This window comes from Nostoc sp. C052, assembly GCF_013393905.1.
GTDB lineage: Bacteria > Cyanobacteriota > Cyanobacteriia > Cyanobacteriales > Nostocaceae > Nostoc.
Window position 1 is genome coordinate 3,908,659 of the sequence record NZ_CP040272.1, and the last position, 26,179, is coordinate 3,934,837.

The window sequence follows — 26,179 nt, forward strand, 5'->3', positions numbered from 1 at the left end:
AAGGGAAAGGGGGAAAGGGGAAAGGGGAAAGGGAACCAGTAACTTAAAAGCTCTTGTTTCAAATATGGACCAGAGGCGGAGCGGCTCCGGCTCCGCACTGATTTTTCTCTCTACGAGACGCCAAGGGCGAACGCACTACGTGTCTTAAAAATCTTCTTTTTTTATTCGACCTATTTTTAAATAGGGGCTTTCTTTATACCTTGTGGGGAAAAGTTCTTTATCCTTTCCTTTCCCCGCAAACCCATTCCCCTTTTCCCCTTTTTGGTAAGTAGGGAACATCTCACACACAAACGCAGCGAAAAGTCTGGGTGTTGGTTTCTTTAAATAGCACAGAACTAGCAATTTGGCAAGCGTCTGTTTTTGCTAACGCCAAGAGAGAACAGAACTTTCCAAAACAGAGGCGCAAAGAGTAATTTTGCGCCTCTGTTTTATGGTGAATTACGGAAACGATGCTTGGGTTGAGCTACACATACGCACTTTTTCATCCTTATATTCTCAGTGCTTCTGTAGTTTGTTACCTCTAAAGACGGCAAACACCACTCGGACGTTACGGTTCACCCTAATTACTGAAAGTATTAATTCTTCTACATTAGACAGAGTGAAGACAAATTAATCCATGAACCAACTAAAAACACAATTTAGTTAGTTTAACCGTCCCAAGCAAGGTTCGGGAAACCACCCTTCATGGACTGGCTACCACTAAGCTTCAGTATATATATCAGCATAGTCTGGAGTTTTCACCCCAGAAGAGCCAAAACAAAGGTGTTCATGCTGAACTGGCTGATTTCTTGACCCTGTTGGTTCAAAATTTAGTGCTTTATATTCTCATTCATTCATTTGTAGTTATACGGAGCCAGCACCTAAAATGGCAAAAGTAGTTGGAATTGACTTAGGAACAACGAACTCCTGCGTGGCAGTGATGGAAGGTGGTAAACCCACAGTAATTGCTAATGCTGAAGGTTTTCGGACAACGCCATCAGTAGTTGCATTTGCAAAAAATGGCGACAACTTGGTTGGCCAAATCGCCAAACGTCAAGCGGTGATGAACCCCGAAAATACGTTTTACTCAGTCAAACGCTTTATCGGACGCCGCTACGATGAAGTGAGTAATGAAGCTACAGAAGTTTCTTACAAAGTCCTCAGCAGCAATGGCAATGTCAAATTAGATTGTCCGATAGCTGGTAAACCGTTTGCTCCTGAAGAAATTTCTGCAAAAGTTCTTCGCAAACTAGTTGAAGATGCCAGCAAATACCTGGGTGAAACTGTAACCCAAGCTGTAATTACTGTTCCCGCATACTTCAACGACTCGCAGCGGCAAGCGACAAAAGACGCTGGTAAAATTGCCGGGATTGAAGTTCTGCGGATTATCAACGAACCGACAGCTGCTTCTCTAGCTTATGGATTTGACAAGAAGAGTAACGAAACCATTCTCGTATTTGACCTTGGTGGTGGTACTTTCGACGTATCCGTGCTGGAAGTAGGAGATGGAGTTTTTGAAGTACTAGCTACATCTGGGGATACTCACCTTGGTGGTGATGACTTCGATAAAAAAATAGTTGACTTCTTAGCTGAGAAGTTCAAAAAAGCTGAAGGTATTGACCTACGCAAAGATAAACAAGCTTTACAACGTCTGACTGAAGCCGCAGAAAAAGCCAAAATTGAGCTTTCTAGCGTTACTCAAGCAGAAATTAACTTGCCATTTATCACCGCTACCCAGGATGGGCCCAAGCACCTGGATACAACCCTGACTCGCGCTCAGTTTGAAGAACTTTGCTCTGACTTAATCGACCGTTGCCGCATTCCTGTTGAAAATGCTCTCCGGGATGCCAAGTTAACCAAAGGCGATATTGATGAAGTCGTGTTAGTTGGTGGTTCTACCCGGATTCCCGCAGTCCACCAGATTGTGAAGCAGGTATTGGGTAAAGACCCCAACCAAAGCGTTAACCCTGATGAAGTCGTAGCAGTTGGTGCAGCGATTCAAGCCGGGGTACTGGCTGGTGATGTAACTGGCATTTTGCTGTTAGATGTGACACCCCTATCTTTGGGTGTGGAAACATTGGGTGGCGTAATGACCAAAATTATCCCCCGCAACACCACAATTCCTACCAAGAAATCGGAAGTCTTCTCCACTGCGGTGGATGGTCAAACCAACGTAGAAATTCACGTCCTCCAAGGTGAACGCGAATTCTCTAACGATAACAAGAGCTTGGGAACCTTCCGCCTTGATGGTATTCCTCCTGCACCACGCGGCGTCCCTCAAATTGAAGTGGTCTTCGATATTGATGCTAACGGTATCCTTAACGTCACCGCTAAAGACAAAGGCACTGGTAAAGAACAGTCCATCAGCATCACCGGCGCTTCCACCCTGGATAAAAATGATGTTGACCGGATGGTAAGAGAAGCTGAACAAAACGCTTCATCTGACAAAGAGCGGCGTGAGAAGATTGAACGCAAGAACCAAGCCGATTCTTTGGCATACCAAGCTGAAAAGCAGTTACAAGAATTGGGCGATAAAGTTCCCGATGCTGATAAAACTAAAGTCGAAGGTTTAGTGAAAGAACTGCGGGAAGCAGTTGCTAAAGAAGACGATGAGCAAATCAAGAAGCTGACCCCAGAATTGCAACAAGCGCTATTCGCTGTTGGTAGCAACATCTATCAACAAGCTGGTGGCGGTGCTGCGCCAGGTGCGGAACCTCAAGATAGCGGTTCTACATCTAGCTCTGGTGGCGGCGACGATGTGATTGACGCTGATTTTACAGAGAGCAAATAATTTCCTGACTTCTTTTGAGAAGATTGTTTTGTTCGACCTCATACTACCCACTCAGGCATTTGTCTGGGTGGGGATTTTTTATTAGTATATAGTCTAGTTACAAACTAGCGATCGCACTCCAGAAATAGGTTAGGAATAACAGCCTTTCACTCTTTTTTGTAGATGTCGTCACAGAGATAGCGATCGCAGTTTTCCACTTGGGATTAGAAAATATCCTAACTTCCCAACATCTGCAAATTGTGTAAGGTGGCATAAAGCCCTTGCTGTTGCAGTAGTTGATCGTGACTTCCCTGTTCGATTAATTCGCCCCGCTTCAAAACAAAAATCCGGTCTACATTGCGAATTGTAGACAAGCGGTGGGCGATAATAATGGCGGTACGTCTGAGCAATAGCTGGTTTAATGCCTCTTGAACTGAAGCTTCTGTACCAACATCTAAACTAGCGGTAGCTTCATCTAATACCAAAATTTGGGGATTGCGAATGGCAGCTCGCGCAAAGGCTAAAAGTTGCTTTTGACCACTAGAAATATTTGTGCCTCGCTCTCGAAGTTGAGTATCATAACCTTGGGGTAGTTCTTCTATAAACTGGGCAATGTTAGTTTCTTCGGCTGCTTGTTGAATCTGTTCAATAGTGTAGCCATCTCCTAAAGAAATATTGCTTTTAACATCGCCAGCGAACAAAAAGCCTTCTTGTAAAATTACTGCCATGTAACGCCGCAGTTCTGCCTGGGGGACTTCTCGAATATCTACGCCATCAATGAGAATGCGTCCTTTGGTGGGTTCGTAGAGGCGGCACAAAAGCCGGATAATCGAAGTTTTACCTGCACCAGTGGGGCCAACTAATGCAATTTTTTCACCAGGATGAATGGTGAAATCTAAGTCTTTAATTACGTAATCATCATTTTTGTAAGCAAACCAGACGTGATCGAAATGAATTTCTCCTAGTTCTGGGGGAGAAGTGAGGTCTGGGGATTCTAGATTTGCCACGATTTCGTCTATGTAGCCAAACTTCGCATCAAAGATTGAAAAACGAACGTTGGCGCGATCGCGGATTTCTATCGGTTCATCTAAGATATCGCTGACGCGTTCAATAGCAGTGAAACCAGCTTGAATTACTGTAAATTTTTCGGCAAAATCCCGTAAAGGATCAAATAATCGCTGGGCATACAAAATAAATGTAGATAATGTTCCAAAAGTCAAACTTTTTCCCAATAGCAGCCACCCACCCACACACAAAACACCTGCGATCGCAATTAATCCAATCCACTCTAAGGTTGCGGAAACAAATGAATCATAAAAAATGGTTTTATCCATTTGCTGAGTGTAGTTCTTGTTCGTAGTACGAAACAATTCAGCATTAAATTTTTCTCTGCGGAACAACTGGACGACGTTAATGCCAAGTACATTTTCTTGTAGCTGCGAATTCAGAATAGAAAGTTCTTCCCGTCCTTTGTAATTGGCTTTGCGGTACTGTTTCTGAATGTAAACAATTAACCAGCTAATTGGTAATAGTATTAATAGCAGCAAGCAAGCGAGTTGCCACTGGATAGAAAACATTAAACTCAAAGTTACCAGCATTAAAAACAAATTGGACACGATGCCAATTGCCCCAGTCGAAAAGACATCACCTAACACTTCCACATCACTGGTGATTCTGGTGATTAATTTACCTACGGGCGTGCGGTCAAAAAAACGTACTGCTAGAGATGTCACATGCTGGAATAAGTCTTGGCGAATTGCTGCGGTGATTTGCTGCCCTAGCTTTTGGACTATATAACCTTGGACACCTGTCAACATTAATTGGATGGCGATCGCAATCACCAATAATCCCTCTAGGATATTTAACCCTTGTGAGAAGGGACGATTGCGAAAAAATTCGTAAGCGCTTGGTTCATGCCGAATCAGGGAAATTACTTGACCGATTAAGAACGGTTGTAAGGCATTAGCTAGGGCGATCGGTACTAGTAGGCACATCGACAGCGCCAATAACCGGCCGCTACGACGGGCATAGGGTACTAGACGCAAAAACAACCGCCAGTCATTTTCACGGCGTCTGTCTTGCCTGTAAGATTTTTTGAGAGATTGGTAGATGCTCATAGTAAGAGCATTATATTAATGTTTGCAAAAAAATACGCCTAACAATTTGTCTTAACCAATTTTGTCGCTCAAGAGCAACAAACAAGACATTTGGCGAACCCTCAGTCGAGTCTCGGCAAGTTTTGTGGCTCTTGTCTTGATTCCCGTTACAAAAATTAATTCCTGTCTTCTCCATACTGCGCGTAGCATCTCCTAGAGAGCGTCATGATGAATTAGGTTAGCGCAGCGGTAGCGAGTCCGCATACCCTTACAGAGAAGCAAGCTACGTGCAGTGTCTCATAGAGAGCATCATTACAAATTCTTTTTAAGATTTTTCGACGCGATCGCCTAGCATGAATTTTAACCAATACCCATCAAGTAATAATGATGAAATTAATTATATAATTGGGCACTTTTAAGAAAATTCCGTCAGAAATTGAATTCGTTGACTTACCCAAAAACGCTATTTATAATGGTTATGCTGAGTTCTTATCTATCAACTTCCTGGCGCGATCGTAGGCGAACGTGCAAGAGGCATTACAAATAAACTAAATATAAAAATTAGGATATCTCTTATGGAACTTTTCGGTATTTATACACTTGCAAATGATGCCGTTTACGATCAGCTAGTGGCATTGTTGAATAGTATTGAAGTTAATGTTAGCCCAGATATTCCTGTTTGTATTATTCCCTATAATGAGAGATTAGACTTAGTTCAAAAAGAAATAAAGTCTAGAAAAAACGTCAGCATTTTTGAGAATTGGGAGGCAATACAGTACTGGGAAGATTTTGCTCACAAAGTTTGGGCAGTTCACCCAGGTGCTAGAACTTCCAAAATCTCACGTAATTGGTGGTCATCAGGTCACTTGCAAAGAAAAATGTGTGTTTTTAACGGACATTTTAATCGGTTTTTATTTTGTGATGCTGATAGCCTTCTTATGAAGCCGGTTGATGATATTTTTGAAAAATTAAATGCATACGATTTTGTATTTGATGACTGGATACACACTAAAGAACGTACCAAAGTACCATTGAATATTCCACTTTTAGAAAAGTCCAAGATTGCTTACGAAAAAGACATACGTCCTAGACTTCATTGCTCTGATTTTTTTGGTTCTAAATCAGGGTTATTTCCAGAAAAAGATTTAGATTTATATAAAAAATTATTGATTGAAGATGGAGAGATTGAATGGCTAACTGCATGTTGGGATGATGCACATTTATTTAATTATTTGACATGGAAATCAAATCTTGACTTATTTAATTTTACTCTCAGTCCAAACGGTCAAGAAAGAACAGGTAACTGTGCTAATTCAGATCCCTTTGTAAATATTAATAATATCCTTTACAACCAAGATGAATTAAAACCAATTCATCGTATTCACTACATGAACTATTCCTATACTGATTTTGCCCGTTTATGTCAAGGCGAAGATGTCAATATTTGTTACAGAGACGAGTTTTTATACTATCGTTTTCTTAAGGAACCGGAGAAAAGACCGCAACAGTTAAAACAGCCGAACATTGTTACCAAAAGTAATCGATTAATTCAAAAAGCAGTGAAGAAACTTCAAATAGCTCTTACTTAAGTTTTAGAATATTTGACAATAACTGAAGATTTGAAAAAATCTGATTAGTGCTTATATTTTGCTCTACTTAGTTCAGAATAGGGATTGGATAATTATCTTGACAATTTCTAAATTTAATTCTGAATTGGGGCAATTATGGAGATAGAAACTGCGCGGCTGCAACTAAGGCACTTCTCTCTAAATGATTTTGATTACCTATTTCGCCTCTACAGCGATGCAGAAGTGATGAGGTATCTGTTACCAAGAACAAGGGAACAAACCCAGACAAGTTTAAACAAACATATCCAACAGTGGCAACAACACAACTTTGGGATGTGGGCAGTAATACACAAAGAAACTCGTAAAATGATTGGCCGTTGTGGACTTAGTTTTCTGGAAAATACACCAGAAGTTGAGCTTGGCTATGTGTTTGACAAGTCCTATTGGAATATGGGAATGGGGACTGAAGCCTCACAAGCAACTTTAAAGTTTGGATTTGGGGAGGTGAAGCTAGATCGGATAGTTGCGATCGCACATCCAGAAAACATCGCTTCAGTGCGTGTGATTCAAAAGCTAGGGATGAAGTACGAAAAAGATGCTAGCTATTACGGCCATGATGTAGTTTACTACGCTATCTCACGCACAGAATGGCAACCAGATGATTCTCTTTACATTTTGAAATCTTAAATCAGTCGGAAATCTCTGGGAAGCAGCCCTCCTCAAAGCCTCTCTCCTTTCAGGAAAAAGGTCAGATTTTATGCGCCCTTACTAAGGTATTTGTATTAATTGCTGCATAAATACCCATGTAAACATGAAACAATAGCATACTTATCTCTTTACGTCTTATATCTAAAGATAGAAGATTAAGGTTAAAATTTGGGAAACCTAAGAGGGGTTCATTCCCAAGAGATGTCCTGCTTAATTATCGCAGAGTGCAACTGAGGTCAGATGACGCAACCATTAAATCAAGTCAAAGAGTGGGAACAACGTCGTGATGAAGCAAACCGCTACTATCAGCGGGGTAAATTTCAAGAGTATCTCGATCTAGCAACCAAGAATTTATACCTAGCTAGAGCAATTCCAGACCGAGCTAGGGAAGGTTATACATTGAACGATCTTGGTTTAGCTTACCTCAGTTGCTCGCAACCTCAAAGAGCATTAGAGCGGTTTCATCAGGCGCTTTCGGTTGCTGTTGAAATTAGCAACGCTCCCGCAGAGGCAACTGCACTTAGCAATTTGGGTTCTACCTACAGCCGTCTAGGACGATTTTCACAGGCGTTGGCATATTTTGATCGAGCGCTTTTCATCTTCAGGCGATTGCAAGATATTCAAGGTGAAGTTTCTACGCTCAATGATGTAGCACTAATTTATACCCGATTGGGGGAACCGAAGCGGGCACTGTTGTTACAACACCAAATTTTGACAATGCGGCGATCGCTAGGTGACTTTTCTGGTGAAGCAACAACCCTAAATGGCATTGGGTTTGCCTACAATGTTTTAGGCAAGTTTGAGCAAGCTCTAGAATTTTTTCAAGCAGCACTCCCAATTCAACGAGCTGTGAAGAATTTGCTTGCAGAAGCAACCACTTTGAATAATATTGCTTCTGTTTATCATGATTTAGGAAAACCGAAAGAAGCTCTATTACTCTACTATCAAGTTCTTTTGACACGTCAGGCAATTAGCGATCGCTCTGGTGAGGCCACAACCCTTCATAACATTGGTTTTACCTACGCTACTCTGGGACACCATCGGCAGGCAATGAAGTTTTACAAACAAGCCATTGCAATTTATCAACAACTGGGCGATGCTCTGGGAGAAATTTCGACTTTGCTGAATATGGGAAACCTTTACGCCACAACCAGACGCAAAAAAATGGCGCGATCGTGTTTCCAAAATGCCCAAGAGTTAGCAGAACAAATCGAACATCAGCCACTTTTAGAAAAAGTACAGCAGTTCATAGATTCACTCTAGCCAATTAGGTTCATGTATTTGAACCACATCTGTCATAAGGGCGAAGCAATGCTCATTGGTGTCAACTTAACGTGAAAGCAAGTCTAGAACTAGCTTTTAGATTTGCCTCGTTCCCAGTCTCCGACTGGTAATGCTTGTCGTTGAGGCTCCGCCTCTCGAACTCGCGGCAGAGCCGCTTTTGAGTTGCATTTCCAGCCGGAGGCTGGAAACGAGGTTTTAAGGAAGTTTCAGCTTAAGTTGACATCAATGAGCATTGCTGTGCCCCTACTACGTGGTCTATTTACTTAAAAAAGGTGAGATTTTTTAAATGGTATGTAGATGAGTTATTTTGATGTTCGGCGGTTAACGAGGGTAGCGCTAGCTTGATCAACAGGCATCAGCACAACTTCATTGATATTGACATGGGGCGATCGCGTCACACAGAAAAATATCACATCAGCGATATCATCTGCTGTTAGGGGTGTAACTCCCTCATAGACTTTGTTGGCGCGTTCAGTATTTCCGTGAAAGCGTACCTCGCTAAATTCCGTTTCTACCATACCAGGATCAACGGAAGTGACACGTACCCGCGTTCCCAACAGGTCTTGTTTTAAACCTTCAGAAATTGCTCTGACAGCAGCTTTAGTAGCACAGTAGACATTGCCACCGGGATAGGTTTGATGTCCGGCAATGGAACCTAAATTTACCACATGACCGCGATCGCGACTCACCATTCCCGGAACAACATAGCGGGAGACGTAAAGTAAACCTTTAACGTTAGTATCAATCATGTCTTCCCAGTCTTGAAAGCTGGCTTCGTGCAACTTGTCTAAACCGCGACTTAGACCAGCATTATTAATGAGAATGTCAATGTCAGCCCAGGCGGGGGGTAGAGTAGCAATAGCAGATTCAACAGCGCTGCGATCGCGCACATCTAGCTGTAATAAATGAGTTTCAGTACTAAAATCTTTATTAAGAGTATCTGCTAGCTGCTGTAAACGTTCTAACCGTCGTGCTGCCAAGATAAGTTTTGCGCCCGCACCAGCAAAGATTCTGGCGCAAGCAGTACCGATACCACTACTTGCACCAGTGATCAAAATGATTTGATTTTGTAGAGAAGTCACGTCGCTTCGCTCCGAATTCAAAATTCAAAATTCAAAATTAATAATCCCCATAACTTTAGGGGGTTATCATTCCTGAAGCATCGCCCTATTTTCTCGCTGCCTCAAGAAGGTTTGGCCAGATTTTTAGTACGCTACCGCTAGCGTACTAACTCCCAACTTCTAACTACTTTTTCACCACTTGTAGACGCTGAGTTACCATCGTCATTCCATTACCCCGCAGAATGACAGCAGAAACCCATTGGCTACCAGGGGTAGATGGTGCTTGTCCTACTTTAAACAGTCCGCCAGATGTTAGTAATTCCAAATCCACAGGTGTGGGGTTGAGAAATTTCTCTGGTTGGATGGCTTCTTCTAGCGCCGTTCCTAGTAAAAAATCATCGCCAAGTGGTTCTTGGACGATCGCATCAAAATTATACTTCTGACCAACCACCACCTGCTGTGGTAACTTAATATCAATTTGGGGCGGCTTGCTACCAGAGGTAAGTAGGGTGCGTTCTGACAAAACGTCTTGACGAACTATTTTCCCGCCTTCAATGCGCTGACGTGATTTAATTGTGGCATTGAGAGACAATTTATTATTGCTACCAGAAGGTAAGCCAGTTATCTTCGTTTCTGTTTCGGCAATAACCCCATTGCCCTCAGCTTTTGAAGATAACAATTTTGTTGTATATTGCAATTTCGGATATCGTTGCCAAAGTGAAGTTAAAGACTTTTCTAGGGTTTGGAAGTTTAATCCATCCCCATGAGTGAAATTGGGGCTGTAAAATTGCAACACCCCTTTCACGTCGGCCCGACTGGCAGCTGCATCAACTTGTGTCAATAGGTTTTTCAGATCGGCTGGTGCATTTTGGGCTGTACCTGCTTGGGCTAATTGCTGTGGTGTCGTCGCCAGAGTGCGTTGCCAACCACTTGTTAAACCAATAGTCAGTAGGCAGGAAACCAGCCAGATATTTGCTGGAAATTTCAGTTGGCGTCTCACTAAGGCGGTAAAAATGTTAGTCATTGGTAATAATTTACTGATTTGATTAGAGAAAGTAAGCAAATTGTTTTATCTTAGTTAAGCTAGACGCTAAACGGTAGAGGTTTGATGGCAAACGCACCGATACGATTATTAATAGCTGCCAGTGGGACTGGTGGACATTTGTTTCCAGCGATCGCACTGGCAGAAAAACTTCCAGATTATCAAATAGAATGGCTGGGAGTACCCGATCGGCTAGAAACTCAACTTGTCCCCAAACAGTATCCCTTGAATACTATTGCAGTTGAAGGGTTTCAGCAAGGGTTTGGACTCTCCTCAATTCGGATTTTGGGTAAACTCGCCCTTTCGATTCTAGAAGTCAGACGAATTCTCAAACAGGGAAATTTTCAAGGGGTGTTTACCACAGGCGGTTACATTGCCGGGCCAGCCGTCATTGCAGCGCGTTCCCTTGGTTTACCCGTAGTTTTTCACGAATCTAACGCCTTACCAGGTAAAGTAACTCGCTTTTTTGGCCCTTGGTGTAGTGCGGTAGCTTTGGGATTTGAAGTTGCTGCTAACTATTTACCCCGTGCCAAAAATGTCTATGTTGGTACTCCCGTAAGAGCGCAATTTCTGGATGGGGCAATTGATGCACCACTTGATTTAGCGATTCCTGATGGTGTTCCTTTAATTGTCGTCTTTGGTGGTAGCCAGGGTGCTGTTGCCGTGAATAAGTTAGTGCGCGAATCTGCAAAAGCTTGGTTTGATGCTGGTATTTATGTAGTACATTTAACTGGCGATCGCGATCTAGAAGCAGATAGTCTCAAACATCCACAGTACATAGCCTTACCTTTTTACAACAATATGGCTGCCTTGTTGCAAAGAGCAACTCTTGCTATTAGTCGTTCTGGCGCAGGTAGCTTGACAGAATTGGCAGTGTGTGGAACACCAGCGATTTTGATTCCTTACCCCTTTGCCGCCGAAGACCATCAATCTTACAATGCAGACGTATTTACCAAAGCGGGTGCAGCGTTAACTTTGAAGCAATCGGAGTTGACGGCAGAAGCATTGCAAAGTAATGTGTTGAACTTATTGCAGTCACCGCAAGAGTTAGCAAAGATGGGGGAAAAAGCAAAAGCGATCGCTGTTCCTGATAGTGCCGAAAAGTTGGCGCAGTTAGTGCGTGAGGTAGTAGAAACTTAAACAATTCAAAATTCACATATTGAAGTAGGAATTTATTTTCCAATTTATGAATATCTTATTTAAGCAAAAATTCTGCCTCACGGTCGGTTTTGTTGGTTTGTTACTTGTTAGTTTAGCCAGTAGCCATCTATATACTCAGTCAAAAACTCAACAGCTAGCTGAACCAGATCAGTCTTCTACAAAAGATAATTTTGCCCCATTTCAATCACAGATTTCTTTCACTTCTAATCAAATTGCTGATCCACTTACCTCAAAGCTTCAAAATCCTTTTTTAACTCAACAAATATCTGATGAACTTATCGGGAAGCAAAACTTTTTTTCATCTCGACAAAATTTATTAGCAGCATCTTCACCCTATCCAGTTGTAGATGAATTTAAAAAATATAAATTTAGCATTAATGGCAGCCAAGTTCTTACTCCAGGGAAATTACCAAGTAGTCAGGTTAAATTCAATCAAGGAGATTTATTAACCGTTCTCGTTAATACTAGAAAATATTTTCAAGACTATGCTTCAGAAGACCCAGATATTCTACGTGCAGGAATACTTGCCACTCAAGGAGTTACTGTACCAGATGTCCTCAAAACTTTGGATTTCATGATAGCTGTCTTGAAAGAGGATATTGCTAATAATCGAGCTACTCGTTTACAAGACCCTAAATTTATTAATACCAATTTTCGAGTCATTAAATGGTCTGCCTATAACCCAAATAGTAAACAGCAAAAACAATTAAGAATTACCAAATATGCTGTCTTTACTCATCCTGGTTCTCGTAAAAAAACCTCTACTTTTAATACACCTATTTATAGCTTAAAAGAAACCTCTAATAACGATAAGTTCTACACTCGATACACAAAACAGGATGTTTTATCTGGTATTTATGAACCAGGCGGTAGAGAATTTGGCAAAATTACAACTCTTGCTTACCTAACCAGAAATGGCTTAGAAGAAGCAATTATGGAAGGAACAATTCTGGTTAATTTTACAGATGGTTATAAAGCTTTTTTTAATGTAGACAGAAATAATGGAATGTCTTATATTCGCGGTTTAAAGGCAACAGCACAAAAGCGTTATTGGTATTTTAGAGAAGTTGATGCTATTAAAGGTTATGGATACAAAATAGATGCAAAAATTTCTATCAAACCTGGAGTCACTTTTGCTGGAGATGTTTTGAATATTGGTTTAGGTAAAGTGATTGTGATTGAGCATACTCAAGGTGGTCGCAAACGTCTGCAAATGGGAGTTATTGCTGATACAGGCGGAGCCTTTTTACCCAATCTTTATCAACTCGACTTTTTGGCAGGTATTTTTCAGAATAAAAAAGAATTTGGGCAGAATATCACACAATTGCCAGACTATGCGACAGCATATTTTTTAATAAAAAAGTAAGTAGGTAGGTGGGAAAATTTACAAGTATGTCATTGCGAGTGAAACAGAGTGTAACGAAGCAATCACAAGGACTTTGACGATTTTACATTTGGTTACATAGTTAGGTTAATTTATGCCTACCTACTTAATGCATTTAGATGTCAAAAAAATCTCAGCCCAGATCAAAGTAATTCGTAATTGTAACCAATAGGGCTTATACTCTTTTAGGAACGTGAATTAAATTAAGATACAAAATTTAAGATACAAAATTTTAATCCTGTCTCTAGCTTCCCTCTTCTTTATAAGGCAATACGCTTGGGTTAAGCATTTTTTCTCTTCTCTCTGTTTCCTTTGCACCTCTGCGGTAGCCTGCGGCAAGCCGCTCCGCGTCTACGTTAAAAAAGTTGACTTTGACAAAGAGTTTTAGCCTTAACTGAACCGTATTGCTTTATAAGCACATTTGGGATACTCCCTGAACACCCGCAAACATGAAACCATGACTATCTTATTGAAGAAGAGTTCAGAAGTCAGAATGGGCTACGCCTGAATTCTGACTCCTGAATTCTGCTTGATAAGCAAAACTAATAACTTGTATCAGGTTTACTGAAGTAACAAAAGTTGATTAAAAATTGTAAAGCAGTGTAAAGTAGTTCCACAGGCAAAGACTTTACCGCCTGATTCATAAACAACCGCAATCATAAAACAATGACAACAACCTTACAACGTCGCGAAAGCGCCAACGTATGGGATCGATTCTGCGAATGGATCACCAGCACCAACAACCGGATCTACATCGGTTGGTTCGGCGTAGTCATGATCCCCACCCTGCTAGCAGCAACCGCTTGCTTCGTAATCGCCTTCATCGCCGCACCTCCAGTAGACATCGATGGTATCCGTGAACCAGTAGCAGGTTCCTTAATTTACGGAAACAACATCATCTCTGGTGCAGTAGTACCTTCCTCCAACGCTATCGGCTTGCACTTCTACCCAATTTGGGAAGCAGCTTCCTTAGATGAGTGGTTGTACAACGGCGGTCCTTACCAATTGGTAATCTTCCACTTCCTGATCGGCATATTCTGCTACATGGGTCGTGAATGGGAACTATCCTACCGCTTAGGTATGCGTCCTTGGATTGCGATCGCTTATTCTGCTCCAGTAGCAGCAGCCAGCGCAGTCTTCTTGGTATACCCCATCGGACAAGGTTCATTCTCTGACGGTATGCCCTTGGGTATTTCTGGAACCTTCAACTTCATGATCGTGTTCCAAGCAGAACACAACATCTTGATGCACCCCTTCCACCAACTAGGTGTAGCTGGTGTATTCGGCGGAAGTTTGTTCAGTGCAATGCACGGTTCTTTGGTAACTTCTTCCTTGGTTCGTGAAACAACTGAGACTGAATCACAAAACTACGGTTACAAATTCGGTCAAGAAGAAGAAACCTACAACATCGTTGCAGCCCACGGCTACTTCGGTCGTCTAATCTTCCAATACGCTTCATTCAACAACAGCCGTTCACTGCACTTCTTCTTAGCAGCATGGCCTGTAATCGGCATCTGGTTCACCGCCTTGGGTGTCAGCACAATGGCGTTCAACTTGAACGGTTTCAACTTCAACCAATCAATCATTGACTCTGAAGGTCGTGTGATTGCAACTTGGGCGGATGTAATCAACCGCGCTAACCTGGGTATGGAAGTAATGCACGAGCGTAACGCTCACAACTTCCCTCTAGATTTGGCTGCTGGTGATGTTGCTCCTGTAGCTTTAACCGCTCCTGCTATCAACGGTTAATTTTAAAGCTTCGCTAAATTAAAAAGCGCTCTCCTGAAAAGGAGGGCGCTTTTGCATTGGGTTAATTGCGACGTTAAGTCTGACACTGGACACTTTTTTGAAGTGCAAAATTAAACCGCTATAGTTGAGAACTTAGGCAATAATTATCAAAAAGTAAATTTTACGGGTAATAATTGCTAGCAGCGCAGATAATTGCCTCAAAGCTCAACTATAAGGAGAAGCCAAGAATGATTTTACACCGTGGGCGTAGGGTAGTAGCCGCTTTGTTGCTGTCGGTAATGATACTGACAACGGCCTGTACTCCAAAGACACCTGGACGTTTTGACCAGGTGCAAAAAGAAAGTACTCAACAAAAAAAGGGTCTTGCAGTTGCTAAGAACGCAACTCAGGGTAGCGAATTTAATAAATTTTTCCCTGATTCAGGTGATGGCTACCAGCGCGTCTATACCCAAGAGAAAAAAGGTTTTTCGGAAGCGAAGTTGAAAAAAGGTGGTAAAGAACTAGCGCTACTGTCTATTTCTGATACTACAAGCACACCTAGCGCAGCAGCAAAGTTCTCCAAGAGTACCAAAAAAATTGGTGGTTATCCGGCAATAGAAGTTGGTAAAACGCAAACAGCAATTTTGGTAGGTAAGTACCAAGTAAAAGCACTTTCTCGTGACTCGTCATTTAAAGCTAGCGATCGCGCAGATTGGTTAGAGAAGTTTAATCTTAATGGTCTGGCTAACCTGAAATGAGCCAAATTACTGACATTAAAGATAATAAACCCTAAATAAGGAGATTTTTGTGAGTAAATCGATTGTTGATTTAGTTGATCAATTGCCAACTGGTGGCTTGACTGTTTCTATGTTAAAGTCCCTAGATTTTGTTGCTCCTGGAGAGTGGCGAAATACAGTTGGTTTTGTCAACACTATTAAGAGTGTTACTGGCGAAGACGACGAAGATTTAATTCAGCAAATTGGCGAACGAGCGATTTATCTATTCAATGACAAATCTCAAGGATACCAAACAGCTTTGTGGTTATATCAAACTGTTGATTCTACAGATAAAGCTCTGGGCGCAGCAGCCTTAGCTAACAAAGTTGGCGAGAAAATTCCTCTGTTGGGTTTTTTAAATTCTGTTACTCCTAAACCTGATAAAGCCCAAACCATTGATTTGACTTTAAAATTAGTGGCTGAGTTGGTAGCCTTCTGTCAAATTAACGGCATTCCTGGAGATAGTATTGGGGATTTTGTCGCCTCTTTAGGAGAATATAGTGGTGAGTCACTTATCCGCATGGTGGCATTAGTTTGCGTTGATGGTTTGATACCTCTGGGCCCAGACTTCATCAGTAAGGCGATATCTGGACTTAATCAAACAAATCCCCAAGAGTTAGAGCAAAACTCGACTTTCCAAAGCATCAAAGATGTGATTCCAGGAAACAATGCTGGTAGTAAACTCAACTTTATCGGCGAAAGCTTTGACTCAGTTAAAGGTTGGATGAGTGGGTTAGTCTCCGCCAATAATTTAACGCCACAAAAGGTTGTCCACAATTTGCAAGGTTTTGTCGATATTGCTGATGACAAGTTAGATTACTTAGCGGCGTTCCTGGATGTATCAACAAATTATTATGAACACACCGGTACGCAAACTTTAGCGCATCGCTTAATTGAACGGGCGGTAGCTGAGATTTAGGTGGACTGGGGACTGGGGAAGAAGAAAATTTTACCCAATCCCCAATCCCTATTAAGGTAAACGTAAATCTGCGGCGATCGCATACAAGTAAGGTTGAAAAATAGCCAAGTTTTCGAGTTTCTCAAACTTACCTGTTTGCGTATCTGTGTCAAATGCAGTAGTAATTACGTAAAGTTTAGTCCCGTCAAAGGCAACATGACCGATATGTTGCTCTTGTACTCCTCCTTGTTGCTTAATTCCAGCGAACCCATAGCGGATTCCCTGAAGCTTGCCAATAGGTACTGGTTGGGGTGGATAGGTTGAGAAGGTAATCTCTTTTCCATATTTACCCTGACGATCTTTTGCAAAGGCGGCGTAGTGATCTGCAACCCAAGCTTGGAGTGCTGCTAATACCTGGGTTTGGTATTTGGAACTTTGGTAGTCAACTTGAGAACCAGTTGGAATGCCAGCTGCTACAAGTTTCTTTCGGAAATCCTCATTGTTGGCTAGTGGGTAAACGTTAATCTCAACTGTACCCAAACGTTTCCCGCCAGAGGAGATACACAGCAAGGGTGCATTTCCCTCACAAGGAGCAACTTGCCAGTTAGTTGGAGCAGCAGCATTTACTAAGATTTTCTGCCAGATATTTCCCTCATTAGGATTGGAAAGTTTTGCAACGGTAAGAGGTTTTACCGCTTTAGGTGAAGAAAATTGAGGGAGAACAAATTTTGCTCCCAGTGGTATTGACACCAGCAAAATAGAACCTAGTAATAAATGATAAAGTCGTAACATTTTTTTGAAAATCCAGAGCCAAAGATTGCAGACTAACGATATCTACAATACTTCATGGGTATAGAATTTTTTTAACGTAGACGCAAAGCGGTGAAGCAGCGCGGTTGGGGGTTTCCCCCATGAGCGACTGCTGTTAGCGCAGCGTAAAGCCTTCTCTATGAGACGCTACGCGAACGGCATGGCTTCGCTTAGAGCGACGTTAGGAGCGCTGAAAGCAAATACAGCGCTACTATGAACAGTGTTGTTTATCGATTTATGCCTAATTACTTGCTTGTACTTTGCCGGAAGTATGGCAACGATGAAAAGATGCTGGCTAAATTTCAAATCGAAGGGCAAGCTTGCTTAGACTTTTTAATTGAAGCGAGAACGTAGTGTACGACGTTGTTTGTGCCTAGCAATTGCTTTACGCTTTTCTTTTTCTATGGGCGTCTCGAAATGACGCTTTTTTCTCATATCTTGGAAAATTCCTGCTTTAGAAACTTCCCGTTTAAATCTTCTCAAGGCTGATTCAATACCTTCATTCTCCCCTAAAACTACTTGTGTCATTCTCATTCCTCCTGAATGTGGATGAATAGTTTAAGACTAGATACAAAATCAAATATTCCAGCAGAATGAGCCTTTGGCTTTATCTGCTGGAAGACTCTAAATGTGAAATTTTCAGGAACCGACTTTAGTAGCGATTATTGTTGCGGCGAGCGTTACCGCCACCCCAGTTACCACGAGGAGAGCTGCTTCTTTCCTCACGAGGTTTAGCTTTGTTGACTTTCAAATCACGTCCCATCCATTCAGCACCATCAAGTGCATCAATAGCAGCTTGTTCTTGGGTGTCTGATTCCATTTCTACAAAAGCGAACCCACGCGGCCGGCCTGTTTCCCGATCTGTGGGTAGTTGAACACGACTTACTTTTCCGTATTCTGCAAAAGCCAGCTTAAGGTCCTCTTCTGTAACCTGATAGGACAGGTTTCCGACGTAAATTGACATAGAAATCTCCGAATTCAGGGAGTGTAGAGAGTTAAATTCGGAGAGACGGTTTTTAGAAATCAAAACTAGTTACTCAACCGAAAATAATCTTTATGTCCATGAGTGTAGCACAGCCTCTAGCCTTTGAATATCGTCCGATCGTGAATTTTATTGACGAATAGAACCTTTAGTACAGGTTCGTAAACCCACCAATGACAGGCTTTTGTTGCTTGTACTATAAAAGTTACATTTTGAACAGGAAATCGATATTAATCAGCGATCGCTCAAGTATGTAGTGTTTTGAAATTGACGATATGGACTAAGGACGAAGATTATTATTCGTAGTCCTGGTGGCTATACCATGACTAACTGTTTTAAAAACAAAATTAAAAAATATTCATCTTAAAATATCCCATTAACTGTGGTCAAACTGCGCTAAAATCTTTTCTGCTTCCTGACACAGTAATTCGTGATATTCACCATTACTAGCCAGTAAGCCTCCCCATTGATTAATATCACCAGTGTTGTACTGCAACGGAGTACCATCGAAGTGAGTAAATTTACCACCAGCTTCCGTTAAAATCAATTCTGGGGCTGCTATATCCCAATCTTTGGGCGCAGACTTACCAGAAAGAGAAATGTAGATATCTGCATTTTGCTCGACAAGGGCGGCGATTTTACAGCCTACACTACCCACAGATTTATGATTTTGAGAGGGTAAGTTCTGTAATAAGTGATCTAAGCGTTGGTTGCGGTGCGATCGACTAACAACTAAAGTTAAATCTTCAATTCGTTTGCCTGACGACACTTGTAAAGGAACAGACCCATCACGGGTTTCTACAAATGTACCCCCACCTTTGGTAGCGTAATATAACTTTTGAGTCTCTGGTACTGCCACCACTGCTAATACTGGGCGTTTTTCCTTAACTAAAGCAATGTGAACTGCATAATCCCCAGTTTTTTCGATAAAATCTCGTGTACCATCCAAAGGGTCAATGATCCATACCCAAGGAGCGGAATGTGTAGCAATAGTTGACGATTGATAAGTTTCTTCACTGATATAAGCAAAATCTTCGTTACCTAAAGTTGCTTGTAGACTCTGCAAAATGTATTGACTTACGGCGACATCGGCAACGGTGACAGGCTCATTCTGCTTGTATTGTACTTCTAGATTCGGGTCTTTTGCAGTGCCGTGATAATACGATCGCAGTATCTCTGCTGCGCCCCAACCTACCTCACGAGCGATCGCTAATATTTCTTGTAAGTCTTTCATTAATTTAAATCCATCCAGCGCCGTGTACCAAAAAATTTACAAGAATCAGCAGCAATATTAGCTGCTAATCCTAGTGCATCAGTAAAACTTTCCCTTAAAATGTAATGACAGAAAGCACCGTGGAAAATATCTCCAGCCCCTAAGGTATCAACCGCTTGAATCTGCGGCACATCTACGATACCAGTTTTAGTGCAACTCAAGTATTCAATTGGGTTTTGTCCGTGGGTAATGGCGATGTGAGGAATATCAAATCCACTGAGATAAGCAAAAACATCTTCTCTAGTCTCGCAGTTAGGGGGATAAAAATTAGCTGAACAGATGGCGTAATCCACAAATGGCAGAATTTGCTCAAATCCAGGCTTCCAACTACCAGCATCAATTACTATTGCAATATTCTTGGCTTTAGCCATTTGGGCGAGAGCATAACTAACCGCCATCTGATGCCCATCAATCAGTAATATATTGACATTTTGCAAAATATCTGCTGGTGTAGATGCGCTGCTGACTTGAGTTTTGACAGCATTGATGGAAATCACAGATCGTTCACCTGTGGCTTGGGTGACAATAATTGAAGATACAGGCGGTGCTAAATCAGTGGTAGGCTCAAGGTCTGCGATCGCAACTTTATAATTTGCCAAATCACCTCGAATTAGCTGCGTCATCGGGTGAGAACCCACTACACCCAAGACTGTAGCTTGATTACCTAAATGGCTGAAAGTCACAGCCGCGTTGGTAGCTGGCCCCCCTGCCGCTACAGTATAGTCAGTAGCGACAATCTTCTGGTTACTCTTAGGGGCAGATTCAGCCAGGTAAATCAAATCCAAGGTTACTAAACCTACAAATAACCCACGATCCGATTTTGGATTTTGGATTTTGGATTTTGGATTATCCATGTGTCATATATGTTCGTAATTATTTTTAACTCTTGTACAGACGCGATGAATCGCGTCTCTCTTGTCTCTCCTGCACAGACGTGATTCATCGCGTCTCTACAAATTCCTAACTCTTGCTCATGCAAACCGATCCAAAACCAGGAACACTTTACGTTGTCGGCACACCAATTGGCAACCTGGAAGATATAACCTTTCGGGCGGTGCGAATTTTACAGACTGTGGATATCATTGCGGCGGAAGACACCCGTCATACAGGGAAACTGCTACAGCATTTTCAAGTTAAGACACCCCAGGTAAGTTACCACGAACACAATCGTACTAGCCGCATCCCAGAATTATTAGAGCATTTAGTTAATCATAAAGCGATCGCTCTGGTGAGTGATGCTGGGATGCCAGGTATTTCTGATCCTGGATATGAACTGGTGAAAGCCTGTATTGAGGCGGGAATTCCAGTAGTTCCTATTCCTGGCGCTAGTGCAGCAATTACCGCTTTGAGTGCAGCCGGATTACCAACGGATCGGTTTGTCTTTGAAGGCTTCCTCCCGTCTAAAAGTCAACAGAGACAAGAACATTTAGAATCTCTGCAAACAGAATCTCGCACACTAATTTTCTACGAATCGCCCCACCGCTTGCGAGATACTTTACAAGACTTAGCAGAGGTTTGGGGAAGCGATCGCCAAATTGTGCTAGGACGGGAGTTAACTAAATTGTATGAAGAATTTTGGCGGGGGACAATTGCTGAGGCGATCGCTCACTACACCCAACGGGAACCCCAAGGTGAATATACATTAGTCGTGGCAGGAATTCCACTCAGTCAGCCCCAACTGACAGAAGAGGAGTTGATAGCCGAATTGAAACAGTTAATTAGTCAGGGAATATCGCGATCGCAAGCTAGTCGTCAGTTAGCAAAAGCTACTTTTCTTCCCCGTCGCCAACTCTACCAACTAGCTCTTTCTATAGTTTTTAGTCCTGAGTCTTGAAGAAGAATTCAGAATGGGCTACGCCCCGCTGCGCTAACAGGAGTCAGAATAGTTAAAGAATCAGAAAAACATTTGATGAATAAATATACTAATTATTCTAGATTTATTATAAATTCTGAATTCAGAATTCTGAATTCTGAATTCTGACTCCTGAATTCTGTTTTGTTAACTTCCTCAAAATAAACGCACAGGCTTTATTTGCAGCTTAGAACTAATCGAGCTTACCCGATCAACAACAGAAATCATGTATTTGTAATCTGGTACTTGTCCATTGGGTACATACCCCACTTCTTGAGCTAAACCTGAAGGCGAATCACTCATCACTTTGCGGATAAACTCTTGACGATTAAGTTCTATATTAGGCCCAATCAAGACCACACCTAATGGTACATAGTGCGGATCTTTAAATAGTATGCGAAATTCAGTTGGGGCCAACTGCGAACCGTAGAGACTTAATTCCGCCTCCGAAACGGCACAGGCGATCGCTTTTCCTTGAGCGACGAATTCTAGCGCGGCTTTGGGTGTGGGTGCAAATAGTATGTCAGCTAGTGTTGTACCATAAAGATTGTAAAGAGGGAAATAATATCCTGTGGCTGAACCTAACTGTCCTAAAGCCACTGTTTGACCTTGTAGTTGTTTCAACTCTGTTATCGGACTGTCTTTGCGAACAACGAAGATGGAACGCAAATTACTAATACCTATTAAAGGAAATAGGGGAACATATTGGTAGCGTGCGATCGCGATCGCAGCTAAACCCGGTGGAGCAAATACCAATGACCAAGCACGAGACTTAAGGCGCTCAACCGCTCTATTTTCATTAAAGACAGGCTCTAGCTGAATATAGGCATTTGTCTTTTCACCCAAGTAAGTATTAAATTTAGCATATTGGTTAATTATCTGTTCGCCTCCACCATAGTTGATAGTACCAACAGTTAACGTGCCTTCAAAGTCTTTGTCTTTTTTTGCTTGGCAGGCAGCAAATGTGAGACCTAGCAGATTAAACAGAAATAAACGACGAGGAAATCGCAAAAACATCACTAATTATGCTTAAGAAAAAGTAACTTGGACTTCAGGAGTAATTTAGATAAGTTAGATAAGTTTGACTACTGCCTAAATAGTTTGCATTGCAGTCAAAAATAAATATTTATTAATATTTATTTAGATATTGTTGAGATACTTTCTAACAGGTTTAAATAAATAAATATTAAAATTAAACAAACTCAATTATCACCTTCATTGCTGAGATTATGCTAAACAAAATTACGTTAAATAACTTAAAAATAGGTGCTAAATTTAACTTACTTTTAATATTAGTCTTCATCATCAGTATTTTGGGAAGTGGCATTGCCTTATCCAGTGTACTTCAAGGGAGAGCGCAAAATGAAGTAACTTCTCAAGCGCAGATTCTCATCCAAATGGTGAACGCAGTTAGAAACTATACACAAAATCGCATAGATCCCCTATTGGAACCTAGACTAGATACTAATCCGACGTTCATGCCTGAAGTAGTACCAACTTTTTCATCTAAAGAGGTTTTTGAGAATTTTCGTAAAAAGCCTGAATTTAAAAACTTTTTTCATAAAGATGCAACACTTAATCCAACTAATTTAGCGGATAAAGCTGATAATTTTGAAACTCAACTTGTAGAACGTTTTCGCAACGAACCCAATACTCTAGAAATTACAGGCTTTCGTAAATTGTCAGAAGGCGAAGTATTTTACATTGCACGACCACTAAAGATTACACAAGAGAAATGCTTGCGATGTCATTCTACACCAGATCAGGCTCCTAAGAGTCAGTTGGTAAATTATGGCTCAGAAAATGGTTTTGGCTGGCAACTCAATCAGATTGTTTCTGCCCAAATAATCTCTGTTCCTTCTCAAGAGATTTTTGCCAATGCCAAACGAACTTGGATATTGATCATGGGACTTTTAATTACGATCTTTGCGATCGTAGTTTTCTTAATTAACTTCTTAATCAAAAAATATGTGATTCAGCGCATCAGAAGAATAGAGAAAATTGCCCAAAAAGTTAGCGTTGGTGATATGAGCGCTGATTTTGAAGAAAGCTCTAATGATGAAATCGGCGGATTAGCAGAAGCATTTAATCGAATGAAAGCTAGCTTAAAAATAGCTATGGAAATGCTTAATAGCCAGAGCTAGTAATTCGTAATGACGCTATATTGTTGTGAAGTTCTTTAATAGCTGATTACATTTGCATGGAGCGATAAACCAAAGGTAGGGGTGAATCCAAGTTTTCTTGATTTGCCTGCTTGGTGACTGTAGTAATCAGGTGATGGTGTGGTGACAGATGACAGACAGGATCAGTGGCAGCAGCATTGTTCGTCAAAAGTAACGCTTGGCAACGGCAACCACCAAAATCAAGCTGGCGGCGATCGCAACTTTGGCAAGGCTCAGGCATCCATTCTGTTCCCCGGAAGCGATTAAAAGCAGGTGATTCAAACCAAATCCAATCTAGTGAATGGTTGCGGACGTTAGCAAATTCTAGTTCTGGAATCGAACTGGCGGCTTGGCAAGGTAACACATCGCCATTGGGAGCGATCGCTAAAGCTCGATTGCCCCAGCCACCCATACATGGTTTGGGATAATCTTCATAATAGTCTGGAAGCACATATAAGATGCCCATTGGGCAGATGTTGCGCTCTCTAGCTAATGCCACTGCGGCATCTGCTCGTTCTAGCTGCTGACAGGTGGGTAATAAAACAGTACGGTTGCGATATGCCCAGCCATAATACTGAGTGTTCGCTAATTCAACTCGGTCTGCTTTTAAAACCTCACACAGTTCTAAAATCTCATCAATCCTATCTAGGTTTTGCCGATGCAGAACAAAATTAAGTGTCAGCGGGAAACCCAAAGATTTTACTAATCTTGCTGCCTCTAGTTTTTGCTGAAAAGAGGGAGTTCCTGCAATATAGTCTGACTCAGCAGCACGACTATCTTGGATGCTAATTTGTACGTGATCGAGTCCGGCATCACGTAGCTGTGTCGCTCGTTCTGGAGTTAACAGCGTCGCAGCAGTAATCAAAGTGGTATATAGTTCGGCTTTGGCTGCTGCGGCCACAAGTAATTCTAAATCTTTTCGTACCAGTGGTTCGCCGCCGGTCAAGCCAAGCTGTAACACGCCCAAGTCCGAGGCTTGCTGAATCACTCGCAACCAATCTTCGGTGGAAAGTTCTTGACGATACTGGCGATCGCCATAATTAAGCGGGTTGGAGCAGTACGGACAACGCAGTGGGCAGCGATACGTCAATTCTGCAATCAAGCTTAAAGGTCTATCAATTGTCATAAAATTAAAATTGAACAATAATAAACAACACCCCGAATTCAATAAACGGCTGCCCGAATTCAATAAACCACACCCCGAATTCAATAAACGGCTGCCCGAATTCAATAAACCACACCCCGAATTCGATGAACGACTGCCCGAATTCAATAAACCACACCCCGAATTCAATAAACGGCTGCCCGAATTCAATAAACCACACCCCGAATTCGATGAACGACTACCCGAATTCAATAAACCACACCCCGAATTCGATGAACGACTACCCGAATTCAATAAACCACACCCCGAATTCGATGAACATATCTTTGACATTTGGGCTTTTGCCTTAACTTGACATTAATGTCAAGACGCCCACCCCACAAGAGATAGTTGGATATTTTTTTATTTGTCAGTTTTTAAACTAACTTCTGCCTCTTGGCTATTGCTTTCTACAATTAATAATCCTCGTTTACTAATTCGAGAGAGCAGATCGCGCACATCCTCTACCACATTTTTGTCCTGGTACTGTTTCTCTAACTCTGATGCGATCGCATTTAGAGTTCGCTCACCATTACAAAGTGCCAGAATTGCTGCTGCTGTGGAGTTTAATTTTAGTGCCCCTTCTGGAACCAGGAGCCAATGCTGCTTTCTCAGGTCATCCCAGCGTAAACGCACACCACGAACTAGGCGCGGTCGAGCATGATTTTCTATAGTACTCATTTAATTCGTAATTCGTAATGACGCTCGAAGACTCGCTAACGCTACGCTAACGTAATTCGTAATTAGGAAAATCAAAGCCTCACACCCCTATTCTCTCTACCCTTCTTGAGGTCTAGTATCGCCTTGTTCAATTGCCTCTAACTGGCTCCATAACAAATTGCATTTGAATACTAAAGCCTGTACTGCTCGTTCTTGAGAATCACGAGTTTTACAGTGTTTCAGGACTTGCTTGAGGGCATATTGAGCATCTCTGGGTGCTTGGTGAAGACGGGCCCGGAAGTAGTCAAATCCAGCCGGGTCGATCCACGGGTAATGCTCTTCTAAGGCAACTAAGCGGACTCGAATTGCATCTGGGCCAAACAGTTCAGTTAGTGATGCAGCCACTGCCTCAATCCAAGGTTTAGTGCGACAAAAGTTAACGTAGGCATCCACTGAATATTGAACTCCTGGCAGTACGTGCTGGTCTTCTAAGAGTTCCTGACGAGACAATCCTACAGCTTTACCGAGTTTTAACCATGCCTCAATACCACCTTCGTTATCACCTTGACCGTCATGATCGATGATGCGTTGAATCCATTCTCGTCGCACTTCTAAATCAGTGCAGTTTGACAAGATCGCAGCATCTTTCAGGGGAATACTTTTTTGATAGTAAAATCTATTTGCTACCCAGCGTCGTACTTCTGTTGGCGTTAAATCACCACTGTTCATCCTCGCATGAAATGGATGCAGATGATGATAGCGGCGATGTTGCGATCGCAATACAGCCTCTAGTTCTGTCTGAGTCCACGGGAGAGGTTCTTTAACTAATTCCAACACGCTT

General features: G+C 41.9%; 25 protein-coding genes. 11 read left to right on the forward strand and 14 right to left on the reverse strand.

From position 1 onward, the window contains the following. Positions 1–865: 865 nt before the first annotated feature. Positions 866–2,770, forward strand: coding sequence for a molecular chaperone DnaK (dnaK, locus tag FD723_RS16055; RefSeq protein ID WP_179066205.1), 1,905 nt, complete (start codon positions 866–868; stop codon positions 2,768–2,770). A 97-nt stretch (positions 2,771–2,867) separates the two neighbouring features. On the opposite strand, the gene FD723_RS16060 is transcribed toward dnaK, so the two are convergent. After that, entirely contained in the window at positions 2,868–3,023 is a 156-nt protein-coding gene (locus FD723_RS16060; protein WP_179066206.1) for a hypothetical protein, read from the reverse strand. After that, on the reverse strand, positions 2,986–4,866 hold the full coding sequence (locus FD723_RS16065) for an ABC transporter ATP-binding protein (RefSeq protein ID WP_179066207.1): 1,881 nt from the start codon (positions 4,864–4,866) through the stop codon (positions 2,986–2,988). The genes FD723_RS16060 and FD723_RS16065 overlap by 38 nt, the downstream gene beginning before the upstream one ends. A gap of 554 nt (positions 4,867–5,420) precedes the next feature. Between FD723_RS16065 and FD723_RS16070 the strand changes: the two genes are divergently transcribed. The 3 genes from FD723_RS16070 (at position 5,421) to FD723_RS16080 (ending at position 8,384) form a co-directional block, all read left to right on the forward strand. Further along, complete coding sequence (locus FD723_RS16070; RefSeq protein WP_179066208.1) at positions 5,421–6,434, forward strand: Npun_R2821/Npun_R2822 family protein; 1,014 nt, start codon at positions 5,421–5,423, stop codon at positions 6,432–6,434. A 135-nt stretch (positions 6,435–6,569) separates the two neighbouring features. Continuing rightward, positions 6,570–7,100: a GNAT family N-acetyltransferase gene (locus FD723_RS16075; RefSeq protein ID WP_256874837.1), complete on the forward strand. Its 531-nt coding sequence runs from the start codon at positions 6,570–6,572 to the stop codon at positions 7,098–7,100. 261 nt (positions 7,101–7,361) lie between these two features. Continuing rightward, the gene (locus tag FD723_RS16080; RefSeq protein ID WP_179066209.1) at positions 7,362–8,384 is read left to right on the forward strand and encodes a tetratricopeptide repeat protein; all 1,023 of its coding nucleotides are present in this window, start codon (positions 7,362–7,364) and stop codon (positions 8,382–8,384) included. Positions 8,385–8,707: 323 nt separating this feature from the next. Here the strand turns inward: FD723_RS16080 and FD723_RS16085 are convergent, their stop codons facing one another. Both FD723_RS16085 and FD723_RS16090 read right to left on the reverse strand, forming a co-directional pair. Beyond that, entirely contained in the window at positions 8,708–9,487 is a 780-nt protein-coding gene (locus FD723_RS16085) for an SDR family oxidoreductase (protein ID WP_179066210.1), read from the reverse strand. 163 nt (positions 9,488–9,650) lie between these two features. After that, a complete protein-coding gene (locus tag FD723_RS16090) occupies positions 9,651–10,490 on the reverse strand; it encodes a nuclear transport factor 2 family protein (RefSeq protein WP_179066211.1) in 840 nt (279 codons plus the stop codon). Between the two features lie 84 nt (positions 10,491–10,574). Here FD723_RS16090 and murG point away from each other — a divergent pair, with 84 nt between their 5' ends. The 5 genes from murG (at position 10,575) to FD723_RS16115 (ending at position 16,476) form a co-directional block, all read left to right on the forward strand. Next, on the forward strand, positions 10,575–11,648 hold the full coding sequence (murG, locus tag FD723_RS16095; RefSeq protein ID WP_179066212.1) for an undecaprenyldiphospho-muramoylpentapeptide beta-N-acetylglucosaminyltransferase: 1,074 nt from the start codon (positions 10,575–10,577) through the stop codon (positions 11,646–11,648). A gap of 46 nt (positions 11,649–11,694) precedes the next feature. Continuing rightward, positions 11,695–13,035, forward strand: coding sequence for a hypothetical protein (locus FD723_RS16100; protein WP_179066213.1), 1,341 nt, complete (start codon positions 11,695–11,697; stop codon positions 13,033–13,035). Positions 13,036–13,719: 684 nt separating this feature from the next. Beyond that, a complete protein-coding gene (psbA, locus tag FD723_RS16105) occupies positions 13,720–14,802 on the forward strand; it encodes a photosystem II q(b) protein (protein ID WP_179063885.1) in 1,083 nt (360 codons plus the stop codon). 227 nt (positions 14,803–15,029) lie between these two features. Continuing rightward, the gene (locus FD723_RS16110; RefSeq protein ID WP_179066214.1) at positions 15,030–15,539 is read left to right on the forward strand and encodes a hypothetical protein; all 510 of its coding nucleotides are present in this window, start codon (positions 15,030–15,032) and stop codon (positions 15,537–15,539) included. A gap of 49 nt (positions 15,540–15,588) precedes the next feature. Next, complete coding sequence (locus tag FD723_RS16115) at positions 15,589–16,476, forward strand: hypothetical protein (RefSeq protein WP_179066215.1); 888 nt, start codon at positions 15,589–15,591, stop codon at positions 16,474–16,476. Positions 16,477–16,527: 51 nt separating this feature from the next. On the opposite strand, the gene FD723_RS16120 is transcribed toward FD723_RS16115, so the two are convergent. From FD723_RS16120 to FD723_RS16140, 5 genes are all read right to left on the reverse strand, one after another. Continuing rightward, positions 16,528–17,247 carry a hypothetical protein gene (locus tag FD723_RS16120; protein ID WP_179066216.1) on the reverse strand — a complete coding sequence of 240 codons (720 nt, stop codon included), beginning with the start codon at positions 17,245–17,247 and terminating at the stop codon, positions 16,528–16,530. Positions 17,248–17,598: 351 nt separating this feature from the next. Beyond that, positions 17,599–17,793 carry a 30S ribosomal protein S21 gene (rpsU, locus tag FD723_RS16125; RefSeq protein WP_179066217.1) on the reverse strand — a complete coding sequence of 65 codons (195 nt, stop codon included), beginning with the start codon at positions 17,791–17,793 and terminating at the stop codon, positions 17,599–17,601. Positions 17,794–17,917: 124 nt separating this feature from the next. Further along, positions 17,918–18,229, reverse strand: a complete 312-nt coding sequence (locus FD723_RS16130) for an RNA-binding protein (protein WP_179066218.1) — start codon at positions 18,227–18,229, stop codon at positions 17,918–17,920. A gap of 394 nt (positions 18,230–18,623) precedes the next feature. After that, positions 18,624–19,481 (reverse strand): 3'(2'),5'-bisphosphate nucleotidase CysQ, encoded by an 858-nt coding sequence (locus FD723_RS16135; RefSeq protein ID WP_179066219.1) that lies wholly within the window; start codon positions 19,479–19,481, stop codon positions 18,624–18,626. Continuing rightward, entirely contained in the window at positions 19,481–20,374 is an 894-nt protein-coding gene (locus FD723_RS16140) for a sugar kinase (protein WP_179066220.1), read from the reverse strand. The genes FD723_RS16135 and FD723_RS16140 overlap by 1 nt, the downstream gene beginning before the upstream one ends. A 119-nt stretch (positions 20,375–20,493) precedes the next feature. Here FD723_RS16140 and rsmI point away from each other — a divergent pair, with 119 nt between their 5' ends. After that, complete coding sequence (gene rsmI, locus FD723_RS16145; protein WP_179066221.1) at positions 20,494–21,354, forward strand: 16S rRNA (cytidine(1402)-2'-O)-methyltransferase; 861 nt, start codon at positions 20,494–20,496, stop codon at positions 21,352–21,354. 174 nt (positions 21,355–21,528) lie between these two features. On the opposite strand, the gene FD723_RS16150 is transcribed toward rsmI, so the two are convergent. Further along, the gene (locus tag FD723_RS16150) at positions 21,529–22,389 is read right to left on the reverse strand and encodes a phosphate/phosphite/phosphonate ABC transporter substrate-binding protein (RefSeq protein WP_179066222.1); all 861 of its coding nucleotides are present in this window, start codon (positions 22,387–22,389) and stop codon (positions 21,529–21,531) included. Positions 22,390–22,601: 212 nt separating this feature from the next. Between FD723_RS16150 and FD723_RS16155 the strand changes: the two genes are divergently transcribed. Next, complete coding sequence (locus FD723_RS16155) at positions 22,602–23,516, forward strand: DUF3365 domain-containing protein (RefSeq protein ID WP_179066223.1); 915 nt, start codon at positions 22,602–22,604, stop codon at positions 23,514–23,516. Positions 23,517–23,562: 46 nt separating this feature from the next. Here FD723_RS16155 and pqqE read toward each other — a convergent pair whose 3' ends face one another. The 4 genes from pqqE to pqqC all read right to left on the reverse strand — a co-directional run bounded on the left by pqqE (position 23,563) and on the right by pqqC (position 26,175). Beyond that, complete coding sequence (gene pqqE / locus FD723_RS16160; RefSeq protein ID WP_179066224.1) at positions 23,563–24,660, reverse strand: pyrroloquinoline quinone biosynthesis protein PqqE; 1,098 nt, start codon at positions 24,658–24,660, stop codon at positions 23,563–23,565. 4 nt (positions 24,661–24,664) lie between these two features. Then, a complete protein-coding gene (locus FD723_RS16165) occupies positions 24,665–24,859 on the reverse strand; it encodes a hypothetical protein (protein ID WP_179066225.1) in 195 nt (64 codons plus the stop codon). A gap of 182 nt (positions 24,860–25,041) precedes the next feature. Then, positions 25,042–25,359 carry a pyrroloquinoline quinone biosynthesis peptide chaperone PqqD gene (gene pqqD, locus FD723_RS16170; protein WP_179066226.1) on the reverse strand — a complete coding sequence of 106 codons (318 nt, stop codon included), beginning with the start codon at positions 25,357–25,359 and terminating at the stop codon, positions 25,042–25,044. Positions 25,360–25,455: 96 nt separating this feature from the next. Continuing rightward, the gene (gene pqqC, locus FD723_RS16175; RefSeq protein WP_179066227.1) at positions 25,456–26,175 is read right to left on the reverse strand and encodes a pyrroloquinoline-quinone synthase PqqC; all 720 of its coding nucleotides are present in this window, start codon (positions 26,173–26,175) and stop codon (positions 25,456–25,458) included. Positions 26,176–26,179: the final 4 nt, after the last annotated feature.

What these genes read in the sequence shown, in the direction of transcription:
- dnaK (WP_179066205.1), top strand. Translation starts at nt 866, where the DNA reads ATGGCAAAAGTAGTTGGAATTGACTTAGGAACAACGAACTCCTGCGTG.
- FD723_RS16060 (WP_179066206.1), bottom strand. Translation starts at nt 3,023, where the DNA reads ATGCCACCTTACACAATTTGCAGATGTTGGGAAGTTAGGATATTTTCT.
- FD723_RS16065 (WP_179066207.1), bottom strand. Translation starts at nt 4,866, where the DNA reads ATGAGCATCTACCAATCTCTCAAAAAATCTTACAGGCAAGACAGACGC.
- FD723_RS16070 (WP_179066208.1), top strand. Translation starts at nt 5,421, where the DNA reads ATGGAACTTTTCGGTATTTATACACTTGCAAATGATGCCGTTTACGAT.
- FD723_RS16075 (WP_256874837.1), top strand. Translation starts at nt 6,570, where the DNA reads ATGGAGATAGAAACTGCGCGGCTGCAACTAAGGCACTTCTCTCTAAAT.
- FD723_RS16080 (WP_179066209.1), top strand. Translation starts at nt 7,362, where the DNA reads ATGACGCAACCATTAAATCAAGTCAAAGAGTGGGAACAACGTCGTGAT.
- FD723_RS16090 (WP_179066211.1), bottom strand. Translation starts at nt 10,490, where the DNA reads ATGACTAACATTTTTACCGCCTTAGTGAGACGCCAACTGAAATTTCCA.
- murG (WP_179066212.1), top strand. Translation starts at nt 10,575, where the DNA reads ATGGCAAACGCACCGATACGATTATTAATAGCTGCCAGTGGGACTGGT.
- FD723_RS16100 (WP_179066213.1), top strand. Translation starts at nt 11,695, where the DNA reads ATGAATATCTTATTTAAGCAAAAATTCTGCCTCACGGTCGGTTTTGTT.
- psbA (WP_179063885.1), top strand. Translation starts at nt 13,720, where the DNA reads ATGACAACAACCTTACAACGTCGCGAAAGCGCCAACGTATGGGATCGA.
- FD723_RS16110 (WP_179066214.1), top strand. Translation starts at nt 15,030, where the DNA reads ATGATTTTACACCGTGGGCGTAGGGTAGTAGCCGCTTTGTTGCTGTCG.
- FD723_RS16120 (WP_179066216.1), bottom strand. Translation starts at nt 17,247, where the DNA reads ATGTTACGACTTTATCATTTATTACTAGGTTCTATTTTGCTGGTGTCA.
- rpsU (WP_179066217.1), bottom strand. Translation starts at nt 17,793, where the DNA reads ATGACACAAGTAGTTTTAGGGGAGAATGAAGGTATTGAATCAGCCTTG.
- FD723_RS16130 (WP_179066218.1), bottom strand. Translation starts at nt 18,229, where the DNA reads ATGTCAATTTACGTCGGAAACCTGTCCTATCAGGTTACAGAAGAGGAC.
- FD723_RS16135 (WP_179066219.1), bottom strand. Translation starts at nt 19,481, where the DNA reads ATGAAAGACTTACAAGAAATATTAGCGATCGCTCGTGAGGTAGGTTGG.
- FD723_RS16140 (WP_179066220.1), bottom strand. Translation starts at nt 20,374, where the DNA reads ATGGATAATCCAAAATCCAAAATCCAAAATCCAAAATCGGATCGTGGG.
- rsmI (WP_179066221.1), top strand. Translation starts at nt 20,494, where the DNA reads ATGCAAACCGATCCAAAACCAGGAACACTTTACGTTGTCGGCACACCA.
- FD723_RS16150 (WP_179066222.1), bottom strand. Translation starts at nt 22,389, where the DNA reads ATGTTTTTGCGATTTCCTCGTCGTTTATTTCTGTTTAATCTGCTAGGT.
- FD723_RS16155 (WP_179066223.1), top strand. Translation starts at nt 22,602, where the DNA reads ATGCTAAACAAAATTACGTTAAATAACTTAAAAATAGGTGCTAAATTT.
- pqqE (WP_179066224.1), bottom strand. Translation starts at nt 24,660, where the DNA reads ATGACAATTGATAGACCTTTAAGCTTGATTGCAGAATTGACGTATCGC.
- pqqD (WP_179066226.1), bottom strand. Translation starts at nt 25,359, where the DNA reads ATGAGTACTATAGAAAATCATGCTCGACCGCGCCTAGTTCGTGGTGTG.